Origin of the sequence: Rickettsia conorii str. Malish 7, from assembly GCF_000007025.1 — a bacterium.
GTDB classification, from domain to species: Bacteria; Pseudomonadota; Alphaproteobacteria; order Rickettsiales; family Rickettsiaceae; genus Rickettsia; species Rickettsia rickettsii.
Genome location: NC_003103.1, coordinates 421,203 through 445,190 on the forward strand (window position 1 = coordinate 421,203; position 23,988 = coordinate 445,190).

Genomic DNA, 23,988 nt, shown 5'->3' on the forward strand with positions numbered 1-23,988 from the left:
ATACCACCCCGTCATTACGAGCAGTCGTAGACTGTATGGCAATCTCATGAAATAATAACAAACTCCTGAGATTGCTTCATCAATTATTTCATAATTTCCTCGCAATGATTATTTTCGAGCAACGTAGGCAAGCCTTTCGCAGGAATGACATTAAGAACCATGCAATAATTAAAAAATATTATTCATCATGTTCGTGGTGATCACCGATTAATTCAAGCCCCATATCTTTTGGCTCATTATTGAAACAACAGTAGCAGCAATAACCAAACAAGAATAATAAGGTTGCTTCCATTAAAAATAGGGTCAAAGCAGCATTACTAGAGCTTGCTAACTCATATTCTGAAGGTAATAAATCTGTAGGGATGTCTTTGTTCATAAAACTTAGTTATTATGTTTACTATTTGTAAATAAAAAAACTCTATAACTTTGTCTATTAAAATTACACTTATTTCACAAAGTTTTAAGAGCAGGATAAGTAAATAATAATACATGGCATAAATTTAGACCGAAATGAACTATCACAGAGCATAAATATTTTGCCTGTTTTATAATATGCATAACCATAGAAAAAACCGCATATAGTGCGTAAAGCTATTATTCTGCCTTGAAAATATGTAATCCCAAATATTAAAGATGCTATAATAACAGCTAAAATCTGCTGTTCTGGTAAAAGATTTTGTAATGTTCTTTTTAAAAAACCCTCGAAAGAATACTTCCTAAGCCATACAGACGAAAAAGAAATATTGTTGTAATGAGAAAAATGTAGGTGATAGTTAAGAATGACATATAAACCTTTGTAAAAAACTATTTTTAATATATAGTTATTTTTTAGCATTAAAAATAGAAAATTTATTAAATATAGAGATTTTTAATAAATAATAATTGGATTTTAAAAAGAAAATATAAAAGATAATCATCAAAAAAAACAATAAAATAATATATATATATATATAATATATATATATGGGACGATTGTATGAAAGATATAGAATATTGGGAAAAAAATTTTGAAAGCTGTAAATATTCAGATCAATTAATCGAAAGGCTTTTATTTTTAAATACCCAAGTCAAACAACCTATCGATATTAGAGAAGTTCAAAAAGGTATTTATTATGCTCGTAAATATCATGGTGCGCAAATGCGTCAATCAGGTGACCCTTATTATTCTCATCCAATTGCAGTAACGATTATGGTAGCGGAATTTGTAGCAAAAGAAGTGCCTAAACTCTTTACTTTTAGAATGCTACAAGCTGCATTACTTCATGACACTATTGAAGATACTGAACTTACTGAAGAAATAATTAGCAATATTTTTGATGAAGAAGTAGCAAGGCATGTAGCGGGTCTAACTAGAATTAAACCTTGGGGCAAAATAAGTAGCGAGAAAAGTCTTATGTTATTAATTAAACAAAAAAGATACGATACTGCTCTTATAAAACTTTTTGATAGAATACATAATTTACAAACTTTGGAAGCAAAATCGCCTGAAAAAGCTCATAAAATAATTAAAGAGACATTAAAAAGCTTTTTAGTGTTAAGTGAAATACTTGAAATACCTTCAGTTTCAGAGCTTATATATGCTGAATGTTATAAAAATAATTTAAAATTTAATATAAATTCTACTTTTAATAAAATTATAAATTTCGATTCGTTTCCATTTTCTCAAAATAAGTTACTCCCATAAAAAAAGTTATACCTACTGGAATGAAAATTAAAAATAATCCCCAATATCCTAGATAATTGGTAATATAAACTAAACCAAATGACGTTATAATATAAGTAAATAATTTTGCTATTGCACTTAGCATACTAGTATATGTAAATCTCTTAAAAACCGGGAAATATTTATAAAATATAGGAGCTGCTGGTACGTGATCAAATACGAATAATGCAGCTAAACATTGAAAAATAAAAATATATAAAGGAGTAGGGTTATAATTTAACATTATAGGAAAAAAAATGAGAGAGGTAAAAAATAGATATAATTTTACCTTTAGGATTTTTAAAGGATGGATTTTATAGCTAATAAATGCAAGACCGATAATACCGAGTAAATCTATTATAGATACCCAAAAATTTTGATTTATAATTTGATTTGGAGTAAATCCACATTCTCTTTTTAATATATCACCGCAATATATATATACGAAATAAAAACATGGTGGTCTAGCACACTGGATAAAGAAATACCAAATAGAAGTGGTGTTTGGAACTTTTTGATCTAGAATATCTTTGTCAATTTCTTCAAGCATAATATTATTTTCTTGAAGTCTTAGTTTTAATTGGTTTCTTTTATTTGAAAATGCTTCTGCTTCTTTTAAACTAGTCCTTGCAATAGTACCTACAAAAGCGATAGTTGCACCAACGAAAAAGGCTATACGCCAACTTGACTCATGGTGATAAATATTTTGATTAGTAAAAATTGATGCAATACCTAGTGCTACCGTAGTGCCTACGGCAGAAAATACGGTTATAATTGTTACTAATGGATATTGTATAGGAGGAGATGAATTTTCGGTTAAGTACAGCTCTGCACCTCGTGCTTCTGCAGTTGCTGACATACCTTGAATTATACGACATATAGTAAGAACCCAAGAGGCTGTTATACCTATCTGTGCATATGTTGGCATGCTGCCTATAATCACACAAGTAATAGCCATTAATAGGGTAGTTAAAACAACTACAATCTTACGTCCAAAATGATCGCCTATATACCCAAATATTAATGCTCCTATAGGTCTTAGCAAATAGGTAGAACAGAAAGAAAAGGCAGTAAGCAACGAAAAAGTGAAAGGATCATATTCCGGAAAAAATAAATTATTTAAAAGCACCGCCATATGCACATAAAGCATAAGGTCAAAATACTCTAGAAATGTACCTATAGAAAGTAATCCGACTGCTTGTTTTTGTTCTGTATTTAAACTTCTTTGTTCTTTTTCGTAGCCTAACATAACCTTTGTATATTAATTAGATTACAAAATAAGCTATACTGCTTTTGATTCAAAGTCAATAAAGGATTAAGAATTTTTAATAAATATTGTAAATATTTAGGTTTCGTAAAGTTATCTAACTTAAAATTTTCAAATTATCTATTTTTCTCTGAAAGCTTTAAATGCAGTATCAGTAACGGGATCAAGTAAATATCTAAGTAGTGTTCTAGTACCTGTTACGATTTGTACCTCAGCTTGCATACCGGGGTGTAATTCAAGATTTTTAACTTTAGCAACTTTGTTAAATTCATCCATATCGATTTCAACTCTTGCAACATAATAATTATCTTGCTGTTGTCCCGGATACTGTCTTTCATCTTGTACGATATCGGGAGATATGCTTACTACTTTACCGGTAAATGTTGGAGTTGTTCTTGATTTAAATGCACTGAAACGTATTTTTGCAACTAATCCCTCATGTACTGAGTCAATGTTTTTTTGAGATACCTTTGCTTCTATTATTAATGGGTCATTAGTTGGCGAAATTTCCATAATAGGTTGTCCGTGACTTATAACACCGCCTATTGTATGATATTTTAAACTATTAACTATACCGTCAACAGGTGCTCTGATTATCACACGATTAAGCGAATCCGTCAGGGCATTATATTTTTCTTTAAGAGATGCGGTTTGTACTTGAGCTTCACGAAGCTCTGTTAAAGTCCGTTCAGTGTATTTATTTTGTTGATTTATAATTTTAATTTGAGTTTCGGTAATAGCATGGCGTATTCCTGCTATTTCGGCTTCAGTTGTTGCAACATCGCTTTTTGAAGCGGCAACTTTTGCCTCTTGGTCTAATAAGGCTGCTTTTTGTACAAAGCCTTTTTCTTTTAACGTTCTTAAAGCTTTTAAACGGTCTTGATAAACTTCAGCAGTTTTGGAGGCGGCAACTTTTTTTGCTTCTAAACCTTCAATTTTTTTCTCAAGTTGAGCAATATTTTGATGTAATGCATCTTTCTCTGAGTTATATACTTCTTTTCTAGATCTAAATAAATTTTCCTGCGTATGAATTATTTTAGCTACTTCCGGTAAATTGATATCCTGCATTAGAAAATCAGAGAATTCGATTTGTTCTAAATTATCACGTTCGGCAATTAAACGATTTTCAGTTGCTAAAAAATTACGGTACTGACCAAGAATATTTTCATGTTCGCTTTTTATTCTAGTTTCTTCAAGCTCTATTAATTTATCGCCTTCTTTGACTTTATCACCTTGCTTCACATAAATAGCATTGATTATTCCGCCTTCATGATGTTGAATCGTTTTTTTATTTGTGCTTGGCATTACGATACCGACAGCTACAGCACCACTATCAAGTGGAGCAAGAGCCGACCATAATCCACCTATTAATACTAAAAAGATCATAACATAAATACCGAAAAGTATAGGTGATCTTGCAGCTTGGGCTACGTTATTACGATCTTTATCGGTTTTCTTGGTAATAAAATTAACAAACCTATCAAGTTTTACTAATAAGAATTCTATAGCATGAGAGGTTTTCTTTAATGTAGTATTTATTAAAGCTTTACGTTTAGAACTTTGACCTTTAAGATTTAACGCATCTTCTCTTAAGGACAATAATTGTTTTAATTGTTCCGGAGTAATTTGAGGTTTATTGTGTTTTAAGTCCTGCATAATATTTAATCATTATTATATTTAGTCAGTATTGTTTGTATTTTGCGTCATTGCGAGGACATGATGTAGTAATTGACGAAGCAATCTCGATAGAATTCATGAGATTGCCACGCTCACTAAAGTTCCCTCACAATGATGATTTGGAAACCATGCAACAATGCCAATCAAGTCACGATATGACATTAGTTATTAATATGAATTGTACCGCTTTTTAAAGTTTTAAAGTGTTTTTGAATCTCTTCTTCCGTTCCGTAAACTGCAACGGCTCCATCCTGTAATATTAGAATTTTATCAACAACGGATAATACGGATGGTCTATGTGAAATTACAAGAACTGCTATTCCTTTAAGTTTTGCTTGTTTTAAGGCACTTGCAAGGGCAACTTCACCTGCCTCATCTAAATTAGCATTAGGCTCATCTAAAATGATGAGTTTTGGATTACCGTAAAAAGCTCTAGCAAGCCCGATACGCTGTCTTTGACCACCTGATAGATTAGAGCCTGCAGGACCGATATCAGAATCATAACCGTCAGGGAATCTTAATATCATTTCATGAGCTCCGGCTATTTTAGCTGCTTCAATAACTTTTTGCGGATCGGCATCTTCTTCCATTCTAGCTATATTTTGTTTAATACTACCGCTAAAAAGTTCTATTCCTTGAGGAAGATAGCCGACATGTCTACCGAAATCTTCTCTATTCCAACGATAAATTTCAGCACTATCTAAACGTACGGAACCTGATGATTCTTTCCATACCCCGACTATGATTTTAGCTAAAGTTGATTTTCCTGTAGCCGAAGGACCGATAATTGCTAAAACTTCGCCCGGTTGTACTGCAAAACTAACGCCTTTTAAGATATATTTCGGTACGGGAGGTTGCGGTAAATATTGCGGTATAGGGTGAGCATAATAAATATTTTCAACAGTAAGATGACCATCAACGTTCGGAATTGGCATCGTTTCGTCTCTAGAAGAATAAGTGTTAAATAAATTATTAATGTTTTTGTATGATTTAATAGCACCGCTCATACTTTTCCATAAATCAATAGCATTATCGAAAGGAGCAAGAGCTCTACCGACTATGATAGAACTCATAATCATATTACCGGGAGTCATATCTGCACTGTGAGATTTTACAACAATGTAAGCACCGACTCCGGTAACAGCCATTTGCATTATATTACGGATAAACCTTGAAAAGTTAGAAATAACACCGTTACGATAGCTAGCAACCGATTGCTTATCAAGTGCTAATATGTTAAATTTATGCCAATTTTTTGTAACATTCTTCATCATTCCCATTGCTTCAATTGCTTCTGCATTTCTGTTTGCAATATCGGCTTGTGTCATACCTTTTATCGAAAATTCGGTAGCTTCACCAAGTGTTTTATTAGTAGCTGCAGCGTTAAAGAAAGCGGTTGAAACTATTATAATTGCACCAAAAACGGTAATAAGACCGATATATGGATGAATTGAAAAAATAACCGCAATATAGATAAGGCTCCAAGGGGCATCGAATAAAGTATTAATTCCGGTACTTGTTAGGAATGTTTTGACGGCTTGAAAATCACGTAATAATTGGCTAGAACCCATATTTGCTCGTGTTGCAGCTGCAGAAATTGAAGAAGCAAAAATTACGGGAGCTACTGTTCTATCAAGCCATTCTCCTACCTTTATAAGTGTAAAAGAACGAGCAATTTGTAATAATCCGTAAACAAAATAAATATATGCGATTATTATTGATAAAAATAATAATGTTTGTAGATTACCGCTTCCAAGGACTCTATCAAGAACTTGTAGTGAGTAAAGAGGAGTAATTAACATTAGTAAGTTGATTACAAAAGCAAACCAAAAGACTATCCAAAAAGCTGTTCTACATTCGCCTAATGCTATTATTAGTGGGTTTTTTTTATTTAGATTATTATTTTTATTATCCATATTAGTTATATTATAAATAATTATTAATTAATTCTTCAGCAATTTGAACACTGTTTAAAGCTGCTCCTTTACGTAAGTTATCACATGTGATCCATAGATTTATCGTATTATCTCTACTTACGTCATTTCTAATTCGGGAGACATATACGGCATCTTCGCCTACCACTTCAACGGGTGAGATATACGCAAGGTAATTATTATTAGAAATTGTAACAATTCCATCGGCATCTTGTAATATTTCTTCGACTTCTTTGGCATCAATTTTATCGTTAAATTCTATGTTAACCGATATAGAATGACCGATAAATACTGGTACTCTAACAGAAGTAACGCTAGCTTTAAAGTGATTACCTATAATTTTGTTTAGTTCAGAAGCAATTTTTGCTTCTTCACTTGTATAGCCATCTTTATTTAAATCACCTATATGAGGAAAAATATTAAATGCAATCTGTTTTGGAAATTTCTTAGGATCATTCTCTCCAAAAACATATTTAGATTTTGTTTGGTCGTAGAGTTCGTCCATTCCTGCTTTACCTGCTCCTGATACTGATTGATAAGTAGATATCACTACTCTTTTAATCTTTATTTCATTATCTAGCGGTTTTAATGCTACTGCAAGCGGAATGACGATACAGTTAGGGTTAGCTATGATATTTTTAGTATTAAACTCTTTAAGTGTTGATAAATTAACCTCAGGTACAATTAACGGTACTTGATTATCAACTCTAAAAAGTGAGGATTTGTCGATAACTACACAGTTACTAGCAGTAGCTTTTGGTATAAATTCTTTTGACACTTCTGAACCTGCACAAAAAAAAGCAATATCGATATCGTCAAAATGTAAACTTTTTAAACTATTAATTTGTAGTATTTTTTCTCCAAAGCTTACTTCCCGCCCTAGAGAGCTATCTGAAGCTATAGCATAAACTTTATTAATGGGGAAATTACGCTCAGCTAAAATATTTAGAGTTTCACGCCCTACATTTCCTGTAGCTCCGATTACTGCAATATTGTATTTTTTAGTCATTATTTATTAATCCGATGAGTTTTTCACCTCCGATAATATGGAAATGGAAATGAAAAATAGTTTGTCCCGATTTCTCGCCTTTATTAGTTATTAAACGATAACCGTCTTTATCTAAACCCGCTTCATTTGCTATATCAGAAAGTTTAGCAAAAAAATGTTTTATTTCGTCTATAGAAGCTTTAGAGATGAAATCGGCATAATCTATATATTCGTTTTTAGGTATAACGATAATATGTACAGGTGCTACGGGTGCTATATCTTTGAATGCTAAAATTTGTTCGTCTTCATAAATTATTTCTGCCGGAAGATTTTTATCTATGATTTTTGCAAAAACATTTTCTTTGTTATACATCATTTTATTCCTGTTAAAAGCTTTATTGTATGGCTTAATTTTCCGTCATTGCGAGTAAAAAATGTAAGTTTTGACGAAGCAATCCAGTAAGAAATGCTAATTTTAGCATTTCTTTAATTTTTTTCTGGATTGCCGTGCAGTCTACGACTGCTCGCAATGACGATTTAATATTTATGAAACCACGTTGCTGTTAAACAAGCATACTACGTTTTAGAAATTTTAATTCAGCTTCAATTCTAGAGTTGGCAATTATTATATCTTCTAGTCGGTAATTATTTCTTTTTAAATAATTTTCTCTAATATCTGAAGCAAAAAAGCCGAAGCCTAATATTAAGACTATCTTAAATATAAACTTTAACTCTGCGATATTAATCGCCGTAACGATTATATTCGCTATTACGGCAATAGCAACAATTAACCACATTTTATGGTATAATGCCCAAAATATACTTAAAAGAGCCGCTATCCATGAAAAGCCTTCTGCAATAACAATAAAATTATTATTTTTTTGTGTGGAGTTAATGTATATTGCGTATATATTCATTATTTAAGTTTAAGCCTTGAAAATTCAAGGGACAATAATTAATTAAATTGGATTAGTCAAGTATACTCTGGATTAGTCAAGTATACTCGTTTAATTTGGAAAATTGGCTACGTCGTTTTGGTAAGTCCTCGGATGCTCACGTATTAATATACGCTCCGCTCCTCGGCTTACAGACTCCTTGCTCTTTTCCAAATTAAACTTCGTCTATTCGTCTACTTAACAGTAATTCTAATAGTACTTAATTAACAACTTAATATCAATAAATTTTATATTATGTCAGATAATTTATCCTTACACGGTACAACAATACTTTGTTTAAAAAAGAACGAAGAAATAATTATAGCAGCAGATGGACAAGTCTCGCATGGTAATACCGTACTAAAATCTACAGCACGAAAACTTCGGACTATAGCAAATAATAAAATTATTGCCGGTTTTGCGGGTTCTACGGCTGACGGTCTTGCGTTATTTGAAAAGCTTGCAGTAAAGATAGAGCAACATAAGCATAATTTACTTAGAAGTGCAGTTGAGCTTGCAAAAGATTGGCGTAGCGATAAATATTTGAGACGTTTGGAAGCAATGATGATTGTTGCTGATCGTAGTCATATATTAATTTTAACCGGTAACGGTGATGTTGTAGAGCCTGAAAATAATGTTGCAGCAATAGGTTCAGGCGGTTTATTTGCGCTATCTGCCGCTCGCGCTCTAATGTCTTACGAGAATAATTTAACTGCTGAAGAAATTGCTTTAAAATCTATGAATATAGCTGCAGATTTGTGTGTATTTTCTAATCATAATATTATAATGGAAAAAGTTGTATGAAAGCTACTAAAACTACTTATAAAAAAGACCCTATGGGGCTTACCCCTTCTCAAATAGTGAATGAACTGAATAGATTTATCGTAGGTCAAGAAAAGGCCAAAAAAGCTGTTGCTATTGCACTTAGAAATCGTTGTCGTCGTAAAAGAGTAGAGGGTAATTTACGTAATGAAATAGTACCGAAAAATATTTTAATGATTGGTTCAACCGGTGTCGGGAAAACGGAAATAGCAAGACGCCTTGCAAAGCTGACTAATTCTCCTTTCTATAAAATTGAAGCAACTAAATTTACCGAAGTCGGATATGTAGGGCGTGATGTAGAATCAATAATTCGTGATTTAGTCGAAATAGCCGTTAATACTGAAAAAACTTTAGCAAAAACGAAAGTAGATATTCATGCCCGTGAAAAAGCGATCGAGAGAATATTAGATAGTTTAGTAGGTAAAACTTCTAGTAGTGAGACTAGAGAAAAGTTCAAAGAAAAAATTTTAAACGGCGAACTTGATGATAAGGAAATTGAAATTAGCGTAGCTGATACTACACCTGTCGGCGGTGGAAGTTTTGAAATACCGGGTATGCCGGGAGCATCTATGGGCGTTCTTAATCTTGGCGATATGATTGGGCGAGCCCTTGGCAGTAGTAAGACTAAAACAAAAAAAATGCTAGTTAAAGATGCTATGGCTATTATTATACCTGAAGAATCAGAAAAATTAATAGACCAAGAAAAAATTATTCAGCAAGCTATAAATTTAGCTGAAAATGACGGTATAGTTTTTATTGACGAAATTGATAAAATAGCTTCAACTGGTAGTTCCGGAGCAAAAAATGCCGAAATAAGTAGAGAGGGAGTGCAAAGAGATTTGCTACCTTTGATAGAGGGCACGACGGTTAATACTAAATATGGACCGGTTAAAACCGATCATATATTATTTATTGCTTCCGGTGCTTTTCATATTGCTAAACCTTCTGATTTATTACCGGAGTTACAAGGAAGGTTACCGATTAGAGTAGAATTAAATTCGCTTACCAAAGATGATATGATTAAAATATTGCTTGAGCCTGAAACTAGTTTAATAAAACAATATTCGGCGTTAATAGGTACTGAAGACGTACATCTTGAATTTGCTGCTTCTGCTATTGAGAAGATAGCGGATTATGCGATCACCGTTAATTTAGAAGTCGAAGATATAGGGGCTAGAAGGCTGCATACTATACTTGAGAATTTGCTTGAGGATATAAGCTTTGAAGCTAGCGAAATGAAAGGCAAAAAAATAACTATCGATGATAAATTCGTAGAAAATCAATTATCAAAAATAATAACTAATCTCGACTTAGCTAAGTTTGTTCTATAGTACGTTTTTCAATCAATGGTTAAGGTAAGATTGTTATTTTTCATCATTACGAGGCAATTACGTCAGTAATTGACGAAGCAATCTCAGGAGTTTGTTATTATTTCATGAGATTGCTACGCAGCCTATGTCTGCTCACAATGACGATTTAGTAGTATCCATGCAATAATATCTACAACCTAGCAAAATAGTATTTTAAGAAAGATTGCATGATAAGGCATATAGCAAGTCTAACGTGTTAAAGCAGTGTTATCTTCTATAGGGCTTGCACTACATACTAAAAAGATTTTAATAAATTTAGTTCTGGCAGATTTAGTAAAAGAAGGAAGCCACTTCGATCTTGCGATTGCTTGTGCGATACTTACCGCAATGAATATTTTATATGAACTTGAAATTGCGGAATATTTGATAATAGGAGAGCTATCATTAGACGGTTCAAGCTTACCGCTAAGTGGAGCTTTACCTGCAGCGATTGGGGCTTCTATTAGAGGTAAAAGTCTTATTTGTTCAAGTAAAAACAGCTCGGAAGTTGCTTGGTCGGGTAATGATAATATACTTGTTGCAGGTAATTTAATTGAACTAGTAAATCATTTTAAAGGTTCACAAGTTTTAACTCCTCCGGAAGCTAAGCTACAAGATGAGCCGATAAATTATCCCGATTTTAAAGATATAAAAGGTCAAAAAATTGCTAAACAAGCTTTAGAAATTGCAGCATCAGGTGGCATAACCTTTTAATGTTTGGTCCTCTCGGAACCGGTAAATCAAGATTTGCTGCCTGTCTTCCCAGTATACTACCTAAATGTCTACAAAAGAAATTTTAGAATGTAGTACGATTACAAGTATTGCAGGAAAATTTTTAGACGGTAAACTTACCAAAGCAAGGCCGTGTAGAACTCCACATTATTCATGCTCATTGGCCGCTATGGTCGGTGGCGGTGTCGGAAAAAAAGTAAAGCCTGGGGAAATTACGCTAGCTCATAATGGGAGTATTATTTTGAGATGAACTACCTGAATTTCCACAGCAGGTTATTGATGCATGAAGACAGCCTATTGAAAACGGTGAAATACTAATCTCACGATCAAATGCTCATATAAAATATCTGGCAAATTTCCAGTTAATAGCAGCTATGAATCCTTGTAAATGCGGTTATTGAGGCGATTCTTATAAAGAATGTATGAAAGCTCCAAAATGTGCTAGCGACTATCAAATGAAAGTATCGGGACCTATTATGGATAGATTTGATTTGCATATAGAAGTATCTAGTATTAATGTTTATAATTATGACTTGATTGTAGATAATTCTGAGGAAGAATCTGAATATATAGCTGCAAGAGTTGAGAAAGTACGTTTAATTCAAGAAAAGAGATATGAGGGCTATAATATTAAAACAAATAACAGATTAGATGGGCAGTTGTTAATAGATTGTGCTATACCTGCGGATGAAGGTAAAGATTTACTGAATGAAGCGGCAAATAAATTTTGTTTATCAATGCGTGCTTATAACCGAATACTTAGAGTAGCACGCACGATTGCTGATCTTAAGAATGTTGATAAGGTCTTGAAAGTGCATATTGCAGAAGCTTTGAGTTACCGTAAAATAGAATTTGATAATATGTATACGAAGATCAACTTCAAAAAGAGTAAGGAGTCCACAAGGCGAGGAACGCAGCGTATAACTTAATACGTGAGTACCGAAGCTCTTGTAGGACGACGTAGCATTTTTGAAGTTGATCTTCGTATACTGTCTTCATTTTTTGCAATATATTTAAGATGATTTAAGGATAAAAGATATGAGTACTATAATAAGTTTTGATTACGCTATAAAATATTTATTAAAAGATAAAGGGGATTATGAAATAGTCGAGGGATTTATTTCGGCTATTCTTAAAGATGTTGGTTATAGTGCTGTTAAAATAAAAGCCCCTTACTAGAAAGTGGCAGTAATAAAGAAAATGATAGCTTAAAATCTAGCGTAGCAGATGTCATTGTGGAAGATGAAGAAGGACATAAATATATAGTAGAAATAGATAAATCCTATACAAATCTTTTTATGCATAAAGCTTGTTTTAATTTTAGTAGATTAATAGTTGATAGTATTTCTAAGAGCGAGGATTATTCTACTATAAAAAAATATTTCATATTAATTTATTGTATTTTCCTTTTGATAATATGAAAGCACCTTTATATCACGGTAAGACTATTTTTAGAGAAGTTGATAAAAAACACCCTATGCAATTTTCTTTGGGAGATATGAGAGGTAAAATATTTGATTTATATAATGTATTGCCAGAATATGTTGTAATATCAGTACCATTATTTAATGATGTTATAAGAGATGAATTGGATGAATGGCTATATGTAGTAAAACATTCTGAAGTTAAGAAAGATTTTAAATCACCATATATGAAGAAAGTAGCAAAACGTCTTGATATACTGAAGATAACTCCTAAAGAGCAAATAATTTATCATGCCTATATGAATAAAAGCTATAAAGAGCGTGATTATATAGTTTCTGCTGAAGAAAAAGGTAGAGAACAAGGTATGGCAAAAGGAATAGAGGAGGGGAGGAAAAAAGGTAAACAAGAAGGTGAAGTTACAAAAAGTATAAAAATAGCAACAAAGATGTTAATGAAAAAAAACTCGATAGAAAAAATACATGAGATTACTGAAGTATCTATAAAAGAAATAGAGCGATTACAAACAGAAATTGAGAACCTTAAAAAATAACTATCTTTAATGATAAAAATTTACTTTATAGCTGGTGAGGTGTCAGGAGACTTTGTAGGTGGTCGTATAATGCAGCATTTAAAAAACAATACAGGAGTACAACTCAATTCACCTGTATCAAGTTTTGTGAATGACGCTGTACAGTTTGTTGGTGTTGGCGGCAAATATATGGAGGAAGCCGGTAGCTTTAAAAGCTTATTTCCTATTACTTCCATAAATTTAATGGGTTTTGTAGAAATTTTGCCTCATATTTTTAAGCTTAAAAAATTAATTGATAAAACTGTGGAGGATATAATAAATAGTAAAGCTGATTTATTAATTACCATAGATTCACCAGGGTTTACTTATCGTGTGGCAAAGCGAGTAAGGAAACTTTTACCAAAGCTGAAAATGATTCATATCGTTGCACCGTCAGTTTGGGCATATAAAGAGGGTAGGGCAGTAAAATACGCTAAAATTTATGATTGTTTATTTGCTTTACTACCGTTTGAACCTCCATATTTTACTAAAGTCGGTCTTGATTGTAGATATATAGGTCATCCGATTATGGAGCAAGAGTTTTATAGTGATAAAATAGCTTTACGTGAAGAGTTTAAAATAGATGAGAATGAGAGAGTTTTGTGTGTTACTCTTGGTAGTAGGAAGGGTGAGATTCTAAGGCATTTATCAGTTTTTGTTTCTTCTATTGAAGAAATATTCAAGAGTTGTAATAATCTTAAAGTTATATTTACTCTTGCAAATCCTGCTCATGAGGCAATAATAAAACCCTTTCTAGAAGATGTTAAGTTTAATTATTTATTTTCAAGTGAGAGACTTAAAATTTATGCTGTTGCGGATGTAGCTTTAGCAAAATCCGGTACTAATACTTTAGAGATAGCAGCTTCCGGTACTCCTATGATTGTGGCTTATAAAGTTAATCTTATAAGCTTTTTTATTATCAGGCTATTGATAAAAATAAAATATGTTACGTTGATAAATATTATAGCCGATAAAGAAATAATTCCGGAATTTATCCAATTTAATTGCCGAGCTAATCTTATTAGTAATAAGCTTCAAGAGTTATTATTTAATTCTAAGAAAGCTTATGAGCAGGTAATAGAAAGCCAAAAAATTTTGCAGCAATTAGGATTTAAATCAAACCGATTACAGCTAAATTCAGAAAGTTTTAGACACGATGAATTTAAAGGCAAGCTAGCTAGGTGTACAAAAGTACGTGAACACAGGCTTAGCTTGGAAAATTCGCTTGTATCAAGTGATCGAGATGATGCTGTACCTTCTTATATAGCTGCAGCAATTATTAAACAGGAGTTCTTAGAACCTAAAATAAAGTTGTTAAAAGAGAAAGATTAGTACTTGAAACCGGTGGTCCACAACATTTTCTGAATTATAATAAACATTAATATTAATATAATAACAAAATATATTTCCATGTTTTTTCTTATAGTATTAATTTGTTTCATTAAAATTTTTAAATCATTGGAAATTTTTTTGTATTCCTCATTGTTATCAGAACGCATTGTTGTCAAGAAACCGGATAAGTTTCCTAACTTATTTTGTAAAGCTTTTAACCTTTCAGTCTGTTCTTCGTGTTTTAGATCGGTATTGTGATCTTGTATCATAATATATAATGCCCATTATAAGATCAGTATTAACGTCGGTATAGTAATATGCACTATGAATAAAGATGTATATTTTTTGTTTGTAATAAAAATTCTAACTTTTCATTTTACAGGAGTATACTATTGTTATAGTAAATTGGTTTGCGTTATTAATGTGTTGCTCATTAGTTATCTCATTTTAATTACCAAATATTAAAACTATTAATTGATTTAGCACAAACTATATAATTTAAATTTAGCAAAAAGTTAGTTTTACTATATGTTATTTCAAATGTCAAGAAAAAAACCACATTTCATGGTAATTATTTTTATCAATATTTCTAAGCCTTATAAAAATAATAGTTATTATGTTAAATAACCTATTAAAAACTAAACTTTTTTTAGTTATAGTATCTCTAACTATATTTATTACTTTGCTAAATTTTAGTATATTTTATATTTTTGTGCCGGGTGATCTTACTCAAAATAAAACGATAATTATTGAACCTAAATTATCCGTAAATCAAATAGTTACAAAACTTTATTCTAATGAAGTAATCAAATATCCAAGAATTTTTAAGGTAATTGCTAAAATTTATTCTATAAAAAGACCTCTTAAAAGTGGTGAATATGTGTTTACTCGTAATATATCGCCTCTGCAAACTTTAAGAATATTAGCAAGCGGTAAATCTATAATACACAAGATAATTGTCCCGGAAGGTACGGTAGTTAGTGAGGTTATAAAGAAAATTAATGAAGAAAGTCGATTACTTGGAGAAATAAAAGGGATAATACCTGAAGGTTTTTTAATGCCTTCCACGTATTTTTTTTCTTACGGTGATCAAAAAGAGCAGATAATTGATCACATGAGAAATTTAATGTCTGCTAATTTAGATAAAGTAATGCAAAATCTTGCACCGGATTCTCCATTAAAAACTAGACTTGAGGTATTAACGCTAGCTTCGATAATTGAAAAAGAAGCCGGCTCAAATGCAGAAAAGCCTATTATAGCAGCAGTATTCATTAATCGTTTAAAGAAAAATATGAAGCTACAAGCCGATTCGACTACTATATATGCTTTGACTGAAGGAAAATTTAAATTAGCAAGAGCTTTAACAAAAAAAGATTTATTGCAAGAACTACCCTATAATACTTATTATATAAAAGGTTTACCACCCGGTCCGATTTCTTGTCCGTCGTTAAAATCTTTAGAAGCAGTGGTAAAATCTGCTAAAACGGATGCATTATTTTTTGTAGTTGACGGTAAAGGCGGGCATAATTTTTCTAACAATCTTAATGATCATAATAGATTTGTTGAAACTTATCGAAAAAGTTTGATTAAAGTACCTGAGCCGGCAATTGATCCTGAAAAACCATCTACTCGATGAACTTCAAAATTGGCTGCTTCGTCTTATAAGAGCTGTGGTGCTTATGTATTAAGTATACGCTCCGCTCCTTGCCTTATAGACTCCTTACTCTTTTTGAAGTTGATTTGCGTATATTTTTATCTACTTAAGGGATGTTATCATGAATAATAGTGAATTTAGTAAAATAGCCGAGACAACAATTGCATATATAGCAGAAAAGATAGAAGAGCAGGATAAAGAAGCAAGTATAGATGTAGATTTACAAGGCGATATATTAAACCTTGATACTGATAAAGGGGTATATGTAATAAATAAACAAAGTGCCGCCAAAGAAATTTGGTTGTCGTCGCCGGTTAGCGGTCCTTATCATTTTTTTTATGAACAAGGCGAATGGACAAATAGAGCAGGGCTTGAATTAATGGCTATTTTAACTGAAGAACTTAATATTAAATTTGATACTCGTCCCACTTGAAAAATTAGCAACAATGTCTTTGTAAGACCTCGGATGCTGAACGTTTAATATACGCTCCGCTCCTCGGCTGACAGACCGGTTACTCTTTTCCAAGTTAAACTTCGTATCACTACTCTTCATTTTACTTCGGAGTATATATGAAAGATTTTGAAACTGCCGATAGTGCCGAAAAAGTTTATGATTTAATAATAAAAAATGCTCCTACTCGTGCATCTATATTCATTGATGTTGACGATACGCTTATAACTCCTAAATCAAAAACTTTTAAGTAGCCGCCTTATAATCAAATAATTGATAGAATTAAGGAAAATAAAAGTAGTTATGACAATTATGAGGAAATTATCAGTAATTGGCGTTTGCAGCGAAAAGTAATATTAATTGATGAAGAGTGGGTCGAAGTTATAAACAAGCTCAAGGAAAAGTTTTTGGTTTATGGTCTTACACAAATGAATACGGGAGCATTCGGCAATATTCCTTCTATGCAAGATTGGCGATATAAAGAACTAAAAGAGCTGGGTATCGAATTGTCAGATAATGAAAAATTAGCAATTTATAATTCAGGACAAAAGGATGATGCTATTTTTTATAAAGGTATCTTTATAACCGGTAATCACTCAAAAAGTGGTACTTTATCAAAATTTTCTGAAGAGCTAAATGCTAGTTTATTGTATTTGTTGATGATCGTGCGAAGCATATTGAAGATGTAGGAGATTATTGTAAAAAGAATAAAATAGGTTTTTTAGACATTTTATTTGACGGGCTTAAAAATTTAACAGGCGAACCTGATCCTACACTTGCCGAATTTTAAGAATCATATTTAATAGAAAACGCTAAATGGCTTGAAGACATAGAAGCTTATGGGCTAATGGTCAGGAAGTAATAATTAAATAGAATACATGCATACATAGATATCGTCATTGCGAGCAGCCATATAGGCGGTGTGGCAATCCATAAAAAATAATAAAAATTCTGTAAATCAGACTTCTAATTTCAAATCTAGTATCCACAAATACTTATAGGCAGATACATTACAAAATAACACCTTTGTCTAATACGTCTGTTTCAGCTATCAAAGTTGAGACGGAAATAATCGGCAATATGAGTGGTGAGGTTGTTTTAGATTTACCCTATGCATGGGCAAATGCCTACATATTACAAGCAAATCAAAAATGTTAAGCTAGAAATAATAGCTTATTAGAAAATTACAGTTTAGAAATCAAGACTCGAATAAAGCTATTTTAAATACGGGAAAAATCAATATTATTCGTTTAAGCTACGCAATATATCAAAAAACCGGTAATCCTTGTGATATCCACGAAGCAATAATTAGACAAAATTTAATTCATTCACCGGGTTATGGGCTTTTTGCTACTCCCGGTGATCTAAATGGAAATGATATAGTAGCGTTTAACATTGAATGGAATAATATTCCTCATAGTTGGGAAACAATATCAGATTATGGTCTTGGTAAAAGCGTGAAATTTAAAGCTATGCCGATTGAATTATATAGTGCAGTTTATGCAGCGGGTGATTTACGTGTTTACAAAATTGTCGATCAAAAAAATCCTGTATATCTTTCGTTACATGGTCAATTTGATTTTAAAGATTAAGAAATAGCTGCTTATATAAATAAAATTATCAAGGGACAAAGAACATTTTTCCATGATAATGATTTTCCTTATTATCTACTAAGCTTAATCGAGGGGAATCAACCTAGACATATAGGCAGAACGGGCTTAACTCATAGTTTTACTGCATTTATTCCTCAAGGTTTGGACAAACAGGATTATATAACGTTACTTGCTCATGAACATCTACATAATTGTACAGGGAAGAAAATACGTAATAACTTAGAACGATTAAATTATTGGTGGAGTGAGGGATTGACCGATTATTATAGCAGGGTTTTAGCCTTACGTTCTAGTGTTATAACGCTTGAGGAATTTGTAGAAGAATTTAATAAATTCTTTGAGAATTATTATTTATCACCTGTTATAAATGAACCTAATAATTTAATCGAAACAGATTATTGGCAAGATTATGCAGTACAAAGATTGCCATATTATTGTGGATTTGTTTTGGCACTTTATTTGGACAATTTCATTAAAGAGAATAATAAGAGTAAATCGCTGGATAATGTTATGCTTGATTTATTTAAAACCTCAAAAGAACAAGAATTTTCAAGCGATTATTTTAAAACAATAGTTAAAAATTATGTTCCAAAGGGCATAGATAAAGAGATAAACGAATATATAGAACAAGGTAAAACTATAGATTTAAACTATTAGCTAATGTTGCTAAAGTGCTGCCGAGAAAATAACAATGTGGGCATATGATCGTGGTTTTGATAGAGATGCTTTAATAAATAATTATACAATAAAAGATATTGACGAAAATAGTAACGCTTATAAATCTGGACTTAGAAACAGGGACATAGTTATAAAATATGATGTTCCTAAATGGGGTTCTCCTGATCAGATAGTTACAAGCAACACAATTAAAGGCGAGTTTCAATTTAGACCTGAAAGTGCTAATAAAAAAGATATATACGGGTTCAAGCCTACTTTGTCTAAAGAAGATAAGCTAAAAATCAAAAAGTTTTTTAACAGCTAAAACTTCTTTTTGTCTTAAAGTATTATTAATTTTTTATTAATAATATCCATTGACACAACAACATTTAAGTTATAATTGCGTCACGATTTAATTTTAAGGCGAAAAATCATGACAAAAAACTATACGGGGCCACAAATAAATAGCGGAAACGTCAATTACAATAATAATGATTGTAAAAACTTCAAAAAAAACATCTAGTTACTTTGACAGTGCTACAATTCATTTTCAAAATGCTATCAAAGCTGCGACAGATTTCACAATGTATGTGCTACCTTAGCAACGGAACATGCTATTAATGTGATAGAAAACGGTGCAAAAACTGTATGTTCCGTTCAGGGTTGTGTTTCTGATGTGAACAACTCTAATTATTCTGTTGTATCTACATTTGCTCAAGCAACTGTAGCAAGCCTTGCAACTTTTGCTTATTACAATCCTCCGGTTTTTATCGGTGCTTTTACATTAGGAGCAATTTTAATTTCATCGTCCGATTAAAAAATTGTTTTCTATGTCATTCCCGCGAAAGTAGGAGTCTAGTAAAACATATAAAAACTTGTTTTTATATGTTTATTTTACCAAATATACAATTTTTGTACCAATAAGATTATTTTTACTGGATCCCCGCTTTCGCGGGAATGACATAGAGAGTCACGCACTAGTTAAACGCTTTATTATCTCTTCTCTATCAATCAAAGGTAAAACGCTTGCGATTTCCGGTCCTGATTCTCTGGCGGTTAAAGCAAGGCGAAGAGGTAAAAATAACTCCTTACCTTTCCTGCCTGTTATATTTGTTATTTCTTTAGTCCAAATGCTCCAGCTATCTTTAGTGATTTCACCTTTCGGTAATAATTCTGCTGCTTGCTTTAAATATTCCTTATCTAAATTTAGAGTTTCTACATTCGGAGTTTGATGGCAAATTTCCCACCAATCTTTTACATCACGTAATGTTTGCAAGTTAGGGCTTACCGATAACCAAAAATTTTCATCAATATACTCGGCATCTATTTCTTTAAGGCGTTCTTTTACTGTATCAAAATCTAAACTTATAAGTAATTTATGATTTAATCTTTCTAAATCTTCCGGCTGATAGATAGTTGGACTTTTAGAGAAACTACTTATCTCAAATTGATTTGCTAGCTTCTCCATTGATTTATAAGGCAAGATTTGTGCTGATGAACCAAGTAAACTAAAAAAGCTAGCGATTGCCATAGCTTCGATTCCGATTTCTTTTCTAAGAGTTGCGATCTCAAACCCTCCAACTCTTTTAGAAATTTTCTCATCTTTATTGATTATTAAACTTAAATGCCCAAAAGTCGGAGGAGTAGTATTTAAAGCCTCAAACATTTGCATTTGAATGGCGGTATTGCTAACGTGATCTTCACCCCTAATAATATGAGTAATATCATAATCAATATCATCAATAACTGAGCATAACATATAGGTCATACTACCGTCTGCTCTTATCACTATTGGGTCGCTTAAAGCCTTGCCGTCATATTTAACTTCGCCTTTGATCATATCATGCCAGCTAATCGGTTCATGATTTACCAAAAATCTATAATGCGGTTTTCTTCTTTGTTCTATATATTTCTTTGCTTGCTCTTCAGTTAGATTTAAGCTAGCTCGATCATAAATCGGTGGTAAACCTTTAGATAATTGAAATTTACGCTTTAATTCTAGCTCTTCAGGAGTCTCATAGCAGGCATATAATCTTTTTTTGTCTAGTAATAGATTTTTGATTGCATCATATCTACTTAAACGACTTAATTGATTAAATGTCTGATCCCAATGAATATTTAAAAATTTTAGATCTTCCTCGATAGCGTCTTTATATTCCTGTTTACTACGCTCTAAATCCGTATCGTCAAATCTTAAAATAAACTGTCCGTTATGCTTCTTTGCATATAGCCAGTTAAGCAATGCTGCCCTGATATTCCCGACATGTAACATACCGGTCGGTGACGGAGCAAATCGTGTTATAACTTTTGTCATAAATAAGTAATTTTATTAATTGTCATCCCGTGGCTTGACCACGGGATCTTGTATCACAGCCTGTGTCCTGAGACCCCGTGATCAAGTCACGGGGTGACACTAAACCATTTACGCCTGTTTCTTCTCTAATTTCGCTTTATTCTCTTCAATTAGCTTCATCGCATCATCTAAGCTTAAATTTAGAAAATCATATTTTTTTTGCACCGAAATAAATTGACCCATATATTTTATGTAAGGACCGAATTTACCGTATCCTATCATAATTTCCTCGTCGCTATCTTTATGAATACCTATTTTTAGCGGTAAGCTTAGAAGTTTTAATGCTATATCAAGTGTAATATCATTTTGGTTCAAGCTAGCAGGCACGGGGCTACGTTTCGGCTTTACTTTGCCTTCTTGTTTGCCAAGTTGAATATAAGGTCCGTAAGGTCCTTTTTTCAGATATATTTCTACTCCGTCTTTATCCGTACCTAAAACTTTATTCTCATTAGGCATAGCGGCAGGCTCGCCTTCATTCTCGTTGTTATCGTTACCACTAACAATAGATTTTCTAAAAGTACATTCAGGGTAATTACTACATGCTAAAAACGCTCCGAACTTACCAAGCTTTAAGCTAAGCTCGCCCGTGTTACATGAAGGACAAATTTTAGATTCTTTATTCTCACCGAACAGGTGATAATCAAGGGCTTTTTGTACATAGCTAATAATCTCGGTTATTTTCTGCTCGTTTACTGATTCAATATTATGGTTAAAACCGCTCCAAAAATTATTTAAAGCAGCTTTCCATTCAAGTTTGCCGGCTGCTATTGCGTCTAATTCGTTTTCAAGTCCTGCAGTAAAATCATATTCAACGTATTTTTTGAAGAAACCGACTAAAAATACCGTTACCAAACGTCCAAGCTCTTCAGGTATAAATCGTTTTTTCTCAAGAGCAACATATTTTCGATCTTGTAAAACCGATAAAATACTAGCATAGGTCGAAGGACGACCGATCCCAAGCTCTTCAAGTTTTTTCACTAAACTTGCTTCTGAATATCTTGGAGGTGGTTCGGTAAAATGTTGATTTGGAATAACTGCTTTAGTTTTCAGCGGCTCTTGTTCTTTTAAAGGCGGCAGCATTTTATTTTCTTCTTCAGCTTCATCGTCCATACTTTCACGATAAACCTTATAAAATCCGTCAAAGGCTATAGTCGATCCGTTTGCTTTTGCCAAATATTCTTTATTTTCCGAAGCTAAATTTGCAACTACCAAATCCATTATAACATTTTCCATTTGGCAGGCTATAGTTCTTTTCCAAATCAACTCATAAAGCTTATAATAATCCTTGTCTAGCTTTTCTTTTAAGCTATCAGGAGTATAAGTAATATTTGTGGGTCTTATTGCTTCATGAGCTTCTTGAGCATTTTTTACTTTGGATTTATAAATTCTAGGGCTAGTCGGTAAATATTTATCGCCGTAACTTTTATCGATTAACTTACGTATATCTGCTATTGCATCATTTGATAATGTAACGCCGTCGGTTCTCATATAAGTAATAAGCCCTATAGTTTCCTTACCTATATCAACACCCTCATAAAGTTTTTGTGCTATTTGCATAGTCTTTTTAGCACTAAAACCTAATTTTCTTGCTGCTTCTTGTTGTAGTGATGAAGTAATAAAAGGAGGTTGTGGTTGACGTTTTTGTTGTTTTTTTTCTATCTTATCAACATGAAATTTGTGAGATTTTAATTTTTTGGTTAAATCTTTGGCGTTTTTTTCGTTAATAATTGAGAATTTTTCTAACTTCTGATCGTTTACGTGAGTCAATTTAGCAGTAAATAGTTCGTTATTACTATTTTGCATTTTAAGGCTAATATCCCAATATTCTTCTGACTTAAAACGCTCTATTTCATCTTCTCGCTCACATATTAATCGCAGAGCCACGGACTGCACACGTCCTGCCGATTTACATCCCGGTAACTTACGCCATAAAAGAGGTGAAAGGGTAAAGCCGACTAAATAGTCTAAAGCTCTTCTTGCTTGTTGGGCATTTACTAAGTTAGTGTCAAGTTTCCTAGGGTTTTCAACGGCATGAATAATTGCTTTTTTAGTGATTTCGTTAAAGGCTACCCTTTTGAAAAAATCATCGGATTTAACTTGATTCTTTTCTTTTATTACCTCTGCAACATGCCATGAGATAGATTCACCCTCACGATCAGGATCGGTTGCAAGATATACTGCATCAGCTTTTTTAGCATCTTTAACTATGGCATCTACATATTTACCGGCTTTATCGGAAATATCATATTTCATTGCAAAATTTTCATCAGGTAACACCGAGCCTTTTTTAGAAGGTAAATCTCTAATATGACCGAATGATGCAATGACCTTAAACTCATCACCTAAATATTTATTTATCGTTTTTGCCTTTGCCGGCGATTCTACTATTACTAATTTCATCTACTTATTATAAACTAATGATATTTTATTACCGGCGTGACGCATTACTGTCCCGGCGAATTCTAATTCTAATATTACCGTATATATGATAGGAAGCGGTAATTCTATTTCTTTTTGTAAATATTCCAA

30 protein-coding genes and 2 pseudogenes are annotated in these 23,988 nt (G+C 32.4%); 19 read left to right on the forward strand and 13 right to left on the reverse strand.

Annotation, left to right across the window (positions count from 1 at the left end; all coding sequences use genetic code 11):
• Nucleotides 1–178: 178 nt before the first annotated feature.
• Together RC_RS02155 and RC_RS07330 are read right to left on the reverse strand one after the other, a co-directional pair.
• Nucleotides 179–376 carry a hypothetical protein gene (locus RC_RS02155; RefSeq protein ID WP_014273355.1) on the reverse strand — a complete coding sequence of 66 codons (198 nt, stop codon included), beginning with the start codon at nucleotides 374–376 and terminating at the stop codon, nucleotides 179–181.
• 84 nt (nucleotides 377–460) lie between these two features.
• Nucleotides 461–835 (reverse strand): CPBP family glutamic-type intramembrane protease, encoded by a 375-nt coding sequence (locus RC_RS07330; RefSeq protein WP_010977073.1) that lies wholly within the window; start codon nucleotides 833–835, stop codon nucleotides 461–463.
• A 141-nt stretch (nucleotides 836–976) separates the two neighbouring features.
• Between RC_RS07330 and RC_RS02160 the strand changes: the two genes are divergently transcribed.
• Nucleotides 977–1,684: an HD domain-containing protein gene (locus RC_RS02160; protein ID WP_010977074.1), complete on the forward strand. Its 708-nt coding sequence runs from the start codon at nucleotides 977–979 to the stop codon at nucleotides 1,682–1,684.
• On the opposite strand, the gene RC_RS02165 is transcribed toward RC_RS02160, so the two are convergent.
• From RC_RS02165 to RC_RS07335, 7 genes are all read right to left on the reverse strand, one after another.
• Nucleotides 1,635–2,951 carry an MFS transporter gene (locus RC_RS02165; RefSeq protein WP_010977075.1) on the reverse strand — a complete coding sequence of 439 codons (1,317 nt, stop codon included), beginning with the start codon at nucleotides 2,949–2,951 and terminating at the stop codon, nucleotides 1,635–1,637. The two genes, RC_RS02160 and RC_RS02165, sit on opposite strands and share 50 nt — an antisense overlap.
• A gap of 138 nt (nucleotides 2,952–3,089) precedes the next feature.
• Entirely contained in the window at nucleotides 3,090–4,625 is a 1,536-nt protein-coding gene (locus tag RC_RS02170) for an HlyD family type I secretion periplasmic adaptor subunit (RefSeq protein WP_010977076.1), read from the reverse strand.
• Between the two features lie 182 nt (nucleotides 4,626–4,807).
• Nucleotides 4,808–6,562 carry a type I secretion system permease/ATPase gene (locus tag RC_RS02175; RefSeq protein ID WP_010977077.1) on the reverse strand — a complete coding sequence of 585 codons (1,755 nt, stop codon included), beginning with the start codon at nucleotides 6,560–6,562 and terminating at the stop codon, nucleotides 4,808–4,810.
• A gap of 10 nt (nucleotides 6,563–6,572) precedes the next feature.
• A complete protein-coding gene (gene asd, locus RC_RS02180; RefSeq protein ID WP_010977078.1) occupies nucleotides 6,573–7,589 on the reverse strand; it encodes an aspartate-semialdehyde dehydrogenase in 1,017 nt (338 codons plus the stop codon).
• Complete coding sequence (locus RC_RS02185; RefSeq protein WP_016830705.1) at nucleotides 7,582–7,941, reverse strand: HIT domain-containing protein; 360 nt, start codon at nucleotides 7,939–7,941, stop codon at nucleotides 7,582–7,584. The genes asd and RC_RS02185 overlap by 8 nt, the downstream gene beginning before the upstream one ends.
• Nucleotides 7,942–8,131: 190 nt before the next feature.
• Entirely contained in the window at nucleotides 8,132–8,485 is a 354-nt protein-coding gene (locus RC_RS02190; protein ID WP_010977080.1) for a DUF2628 domain-containing protein, read from the reverse strand.
• A 90-nt stretch (nucleotides 8,486–8,575) separates the two neighbouring features.
• Nucleotides 8,576–8,677: a palindromic element RPE5 domain-containing protein gene (locus RC_RS07335; protein WP_014410558.1), complete on the reverse strand. Its 102-nt coding sequence runs from the start codon at nucleotides 8,675–8,677 to the stop codon at nucleotides 8,576–8,578.
• Between the two features lie 81 nt (nucleotides 8,678–8,758).
• Here RC_RS07335 and hslV point away from each other — a divergent pair, with 81 nt between their 5' ends.
• The 9 genes and pseudogenes from hslV (at nucleotide 8,759) to lpxB (ending at nucleotide 14,731) form a co-directional block, all read left to right on the forward strand.
• Entirely contained in the window at nucleotides 8,759–9,307 is a 549-nt protein-coding gene (gene hslV / locus RC_RS02195; protein ID WP_004996101.1) for an ATP-dependent protease subunit HslV, read from the forward strand.
• Nucleotides 9,304–10,656, forward strand: coding sequence for an ATP-dependent protease ATPase subunit HslU (gene hslU, locus RC_RS02200; protein ID WP_010977081.1), 1,353 nt, complete (start codon nucleotides 9,304–9,306; stop codon nucleotides 10,654–10,656). The genes hslV and hslU overlap by 4 nt, the downstream gene beginning before the upstream one ends.
• A 243-nt stretch (nucleotides 10,657–10,899) precedes the next feature.
• On the forward strand, nucleotides 10,900–11,388 hold the full coding sequence (locus tag RC_RS02205) for a magnesium chelatase domain-containing protein (protein ID WP_010977082.1): 489 nt from the start codon (nucleotides 10,900–10,902) through the stop codon (nucleotides 11,386–11,388).
• A pseudogene (locus RC_RS10710) lies at nucleotides 11,388–11,656 on the forward strand (ATP-binding protein). The gene RC_RS02205 and the pseudogene RC_RS10710 overlap by 1 nt, the downstream one beginning before the upstream one ends.
• 97 nt (nucleotides 11,657–11,753) lie before the next feature.
• Nucleotides 11,754–12,335 (forward strand): annotated as a pseudogene (locus tag RC_RS02215) (ATP-binding protein).
• Nucleotides 12,336–12,444: 109 nt separating this feature from the next.
• Nucleotides 12,445–12,585 (forward strand): hypothetical protein, encoded by a 141-nt coding sequence (locus tag RC_RS09590; RefSeq protein WP_016728103.1) that lies wholly within the window; start codon nucleotides 12,445–12,447, stop codon nucleotides 12,583–12,585.
• A gap of 56 nt (nucleotides 12,586–12,641) precedes the next feature.
• Complete coding sequence (locus RC_RS02220) at nucleotides 12,642–12,827, forward strand: hypothetical protein (protein ID WP_010977085.1); 186 nt, start codon at nucleotides 12,642–12,644, stop codon at nucleotides 12,825–12,827.
• Nucleotides 12,803–13,381 (forward strand): hypothetical protein, encoded by a 579-nt coding sequence (locus RC_RS02225; RefSeq protein WP_010977086.1) that lies wholly within the window; start codon nucleotides 12,803–12,805, stop codon nucleotides 13,379–13,381. Before RC_RS02220 ends, RC_RS02225 begins: the two co-directional genes overlap by 25 nt.
• A gap of 9 nt (nucleotides 13,382–13,390) precedes the next feature.
• The gene (gene lpxB, locus RC_RS02230) at nucleotides 13,391–14,731 is read left to right on the forward strand and encodes a lipid-A-disaccharide synthase (protein WP_010977087.1); all 1,341 of its coding nucleotides are present in this window, start codon (nucleotides 13,391–13,393) and stop codon (nucleotides 14,729–14,731) included.
• Here lpxB and RC_RS02235 read toward each other — a convergent pair.
• The gene (locus tag RC_RS02235) at nucleotides 14,728–15,000 is read right to left on the reverse strand and encodes a hypothetical protein (protein WP_004996088.1); all 273 of its coding nucleotides are present in this window, start codon (nucleotides 14,998–15,000) and stop codon (nucleotides 14,728–14,730) included. The genes lpxB and RC_RS02235 overlap by 4 nt on opposite strands.
• A gap of 347 nt (nucleotides 15,001–15,347) precedes the next feature.
• On the opposite strand from RC_RS02235, the gene mltG reads away from it, so the two are divergent.
• From mltG to RC_RS02265, 9 genes are all read left to right on the forward strand, one after another.
• Nucleotides 15,348–16,367: an endolytic transglycosylase MltG gene (gene mltG, locus RC_RS02240; RefSeq protein WP_010977088.1), complete on the forward strand. Its 1,020-nt coding sequence runs from the start codon at nucleotides 15,348–15,350 to the stop codon at nucleotides 16,365–16,367.
• Between the two features lie 139 nt (nucleotides 16,368–16,506).
• Complete coding sequence (gene cyaY, locus RC_RS02245; RefSeq protein ID WP_010977089.1) at nucleotides 16,507–16,818, forward strand: iron donor protein CyaY; 312 nt, start codon at nucleotides 16,507–16,509, stop codon at nucleotides 16,816–16,818.
• 137 nt (nucleotides 16,819–16,955) lie between these two features.
• Entirely contained in the window at nucleotides 16,956–17,090 is a 135-nt protein-coding gene (locus tag RC_RS10720; RefSeq protein ID WP_267878453.1) for a hypothetical protein, read from the forward strand.
• A gap of 84 nt (nucleotides 17,091–17,174) precedes the next feature.
• On the forward strand, nucleotides 17,175–17,525 hold the full coding sequence (locus tag RC_RS08895) for a hypothetical protein (RefSeq protein ID WP_010977090.1): 351 nt from the start codon (nucleotides 17,175–17,177) through the stop codon (nucleotides 17,523–17,525).
• On the forward strand, nucleotides 17,513–17,626 hold the full coding sequence (locus tag RC_RS10725; protein WP_230453593.1) for a hypothetical protein: 114 nt from the start codon (nucleotides 17,513–17,515) through the stop codon (nucleotides 17,624–17,626). Before RC_RS08895 ends, RC_RS10725 begins: the two co-directional genes overlap by 13 nt.
• Before the next feature lie 236 nt (nucleotides 17,627–17,862).
• A complete protein-coding gene (locus RC_RS10730) occupies nucleotides 17,863–17,994 on the forward strand; it encodes a hypothetical protein (RefSeq protein ID WP_261763533.1) in 132 nt (43 codons plus the stop codon).
• Between the two features lie 596 nt (nucleotides 17,995–18,590).
• Nucleotides 18,591–19,106: a peptidase gene (locus tag RC_RS10160; RefSeq protein WP_010977091.1), complete on the forward strand. Its 516-nt coding sequence runs from the start codon at nucleotides 18,591–18,593 to the stop codon at nucleotides 19,104–19,106.
• Between the two features lie 34 nt (nucleotides 19,107–19,140).
• A complete protein-coding gene (locus RC_RS10165; RefSeq protein WP_010977092.1) occupies nucleotides 19,141–19,431 on the forward strand; it encodes a hypothetical protein in 291 nt (96 codons plus the stop codon).
• A 297-nt stretch (nucleotides 19,432–19,728) separates the two neighbouring features.
• Nucleotides 19,729–19,923, forward strand: a complete 195-nt coding sequence (locus RC_RS02265; protein ID WP_010977093.1) for a hypothetical protein — start codon at nucleotides 19,729–19,731, stop codon at nucleotides 19,921–19,923.
• A gap of 153 nt (nucleotides 19,924–20,076) precedes the next feature.
• On the opposite strand, the gene gltX is transcribed toward RC_RS02265, so the two are convergent.
• The 3 genes from gltX to RC_RS10735 form a co-directional block, all read right to left on the reverse strand.
• Nucleotides 20,077–21,420: a glutamate--tRNA ligase gene (gene gltX, locus RC_RS02270; RefSeq protein ID WP_010977094.1), complete on the reverse strand. Its 1,344-nt coding sequence runs from the start codon at nucleotides 21,418–21,420 to the stop codon at nucleotides 20,077–20,079.
• Nucleotides 21,421–21,528: 108 nt separating this feature from the next.
• Complete coding sequence (topA, locus tag RC_RS02275; RefSeq protein WP_010977095.1) at nucleotides 21,529–23,859, reverse strand: type I DNA topoisomerase; 2,331 nt, start codon at nucleotides 23,857–23,859, stop codon at nucleotides 21,529–21,531.
• Nucleotides 23,860–23,988, reverse strand: coding sequence for a hypothetical protein (locus RC_RS10735; protein WP_267878454.1), 129 nt, complete (start codon nucleotides 23,986–23,988; stop codon nucleotides 23,860–23,862).

Coding starts and splice junctions, on each gene's coding strand:
- RC_RS02155 (WP_014273355.1), bottom strand. CDS start 376: ATGAACAAAGACATCCCTACAGATTTATTACCTTCAGAATATGAGTTA.
- RC_RS07330 (WP_010977073.1), bottom strand. CDS start 835: ATGCTAAAAAATAACTATATATTAAAAATAGTTTTTTACAAAGGTTTA.
- RC_RS02160 (WP_010977074.1), top strand. CDS start 977: ATGAAAGATATAGAATATTGGGAAAAAAATTTTGAAAGCTGTAAATAT.
- RC_RS02165 (WP_010977075.1), bottom strand. CDS start 2,951: ATGTTAGGCTACGAAAAAGAACAAAGAAGTTTAAATACAGAACAAAAA.
- RC_RS02170 (WP_010977076.1), bottom strand. CDS start 4,625: ATGCAGGACTTAAAACACAATAAACCTCAAATTACTCCGGAACAATTA.
- RC_RS02175 (WP_010977077.1), bottom strand. CDS start 6,562: ATGGATAATAAAAATAATAATCTAAATAAAAAAAACCCACTAATAATA.
- asd (WP_010977078.1), bottom strand. CDS start 7,589: ATGACTAAAAAATACAATATTGCAGTAATCGGAGCTACAGGAAATGTA.
- RC_RS02185 (WP_016830705.1), bottom strand. CDS start 7,941: ATGTATAACAAAGAAAATGTTTTTGCAAAAATCATAGATAAAAATCTT.
- RC_RS02190 (WP_010977080.1), bottom strand. CDS start 8,485: ATGAATATATACGCAATATACATTAACTCCACACAAAAAAATAATAAT.
- hslV (WP_004996101.1), top strand. CDS start 8,759: ATGTCAGATAATTTATCCTTACACGGTACAACAATACTTTGTTTAAAA.
- hslU (WP_010977081.1), top strand. CDS start 9,304: ATGAAAGCTACTAAAACTACTTATAAAAAAGACCCTATGGGGCTTACC.
- RC_RS09590 (WP_016728103.1), top strand. CDS start 12,445: ATGAGTACTATAATAAGTTTTGATTACGCTATAAAATATTTATTAAAA.
- lpxB (WP_010977087.1), top strand. CDS start 13,391: ATGATAAAAATTTACTTTATAGCTGGTGAGGTGTCAGGAGACTTTGTA.
- RC_RS02235 (WP_004996088.1), bottom strand. CDS start 15,000: ATGATACAAGATCACAATACCGATCTAAAACACGAAGAACAGACTGAA.
- mltG (WP_010977088.1), top strand. CDS start 15,348: ATGTTAAATAACCTATTAAAAACTAAACTTTTTTTAGTTATAGTATCT.
- cyaY (WP_010977089.1), top strand. CDS start 16,507: ATGAATAATAGTGAATTTAGTAAAATAGCCGAGACAACAATTGCATAT.
- RC_RS10720 (WP_267878453.1), top strand. CDS start 16,956: ATGAAAGATTTTGAAACTGCCGATAGTGCCGAAAAAGTTTATGATTTA.
- RC_RS10165 (WP_010977092.1), top strand. CDS start 19,141: ATGTGGGCATATGATCGTGGTTTTGATAGAGATGCTTTAATAAATAAT.
- gltX (WP_010977094.1), bottom strand. CDS start 21,420: ATGACAAAAGTTATAACACGATTTGCTCCGTCACCGACCGGTATGTTA.
- topA (WP_010977095.1), bottom strand. CDS start 23,859: ATGAAATTAGTAATAGTAGAATCGCCGGCAAAGGCAAAAACGATAAAT.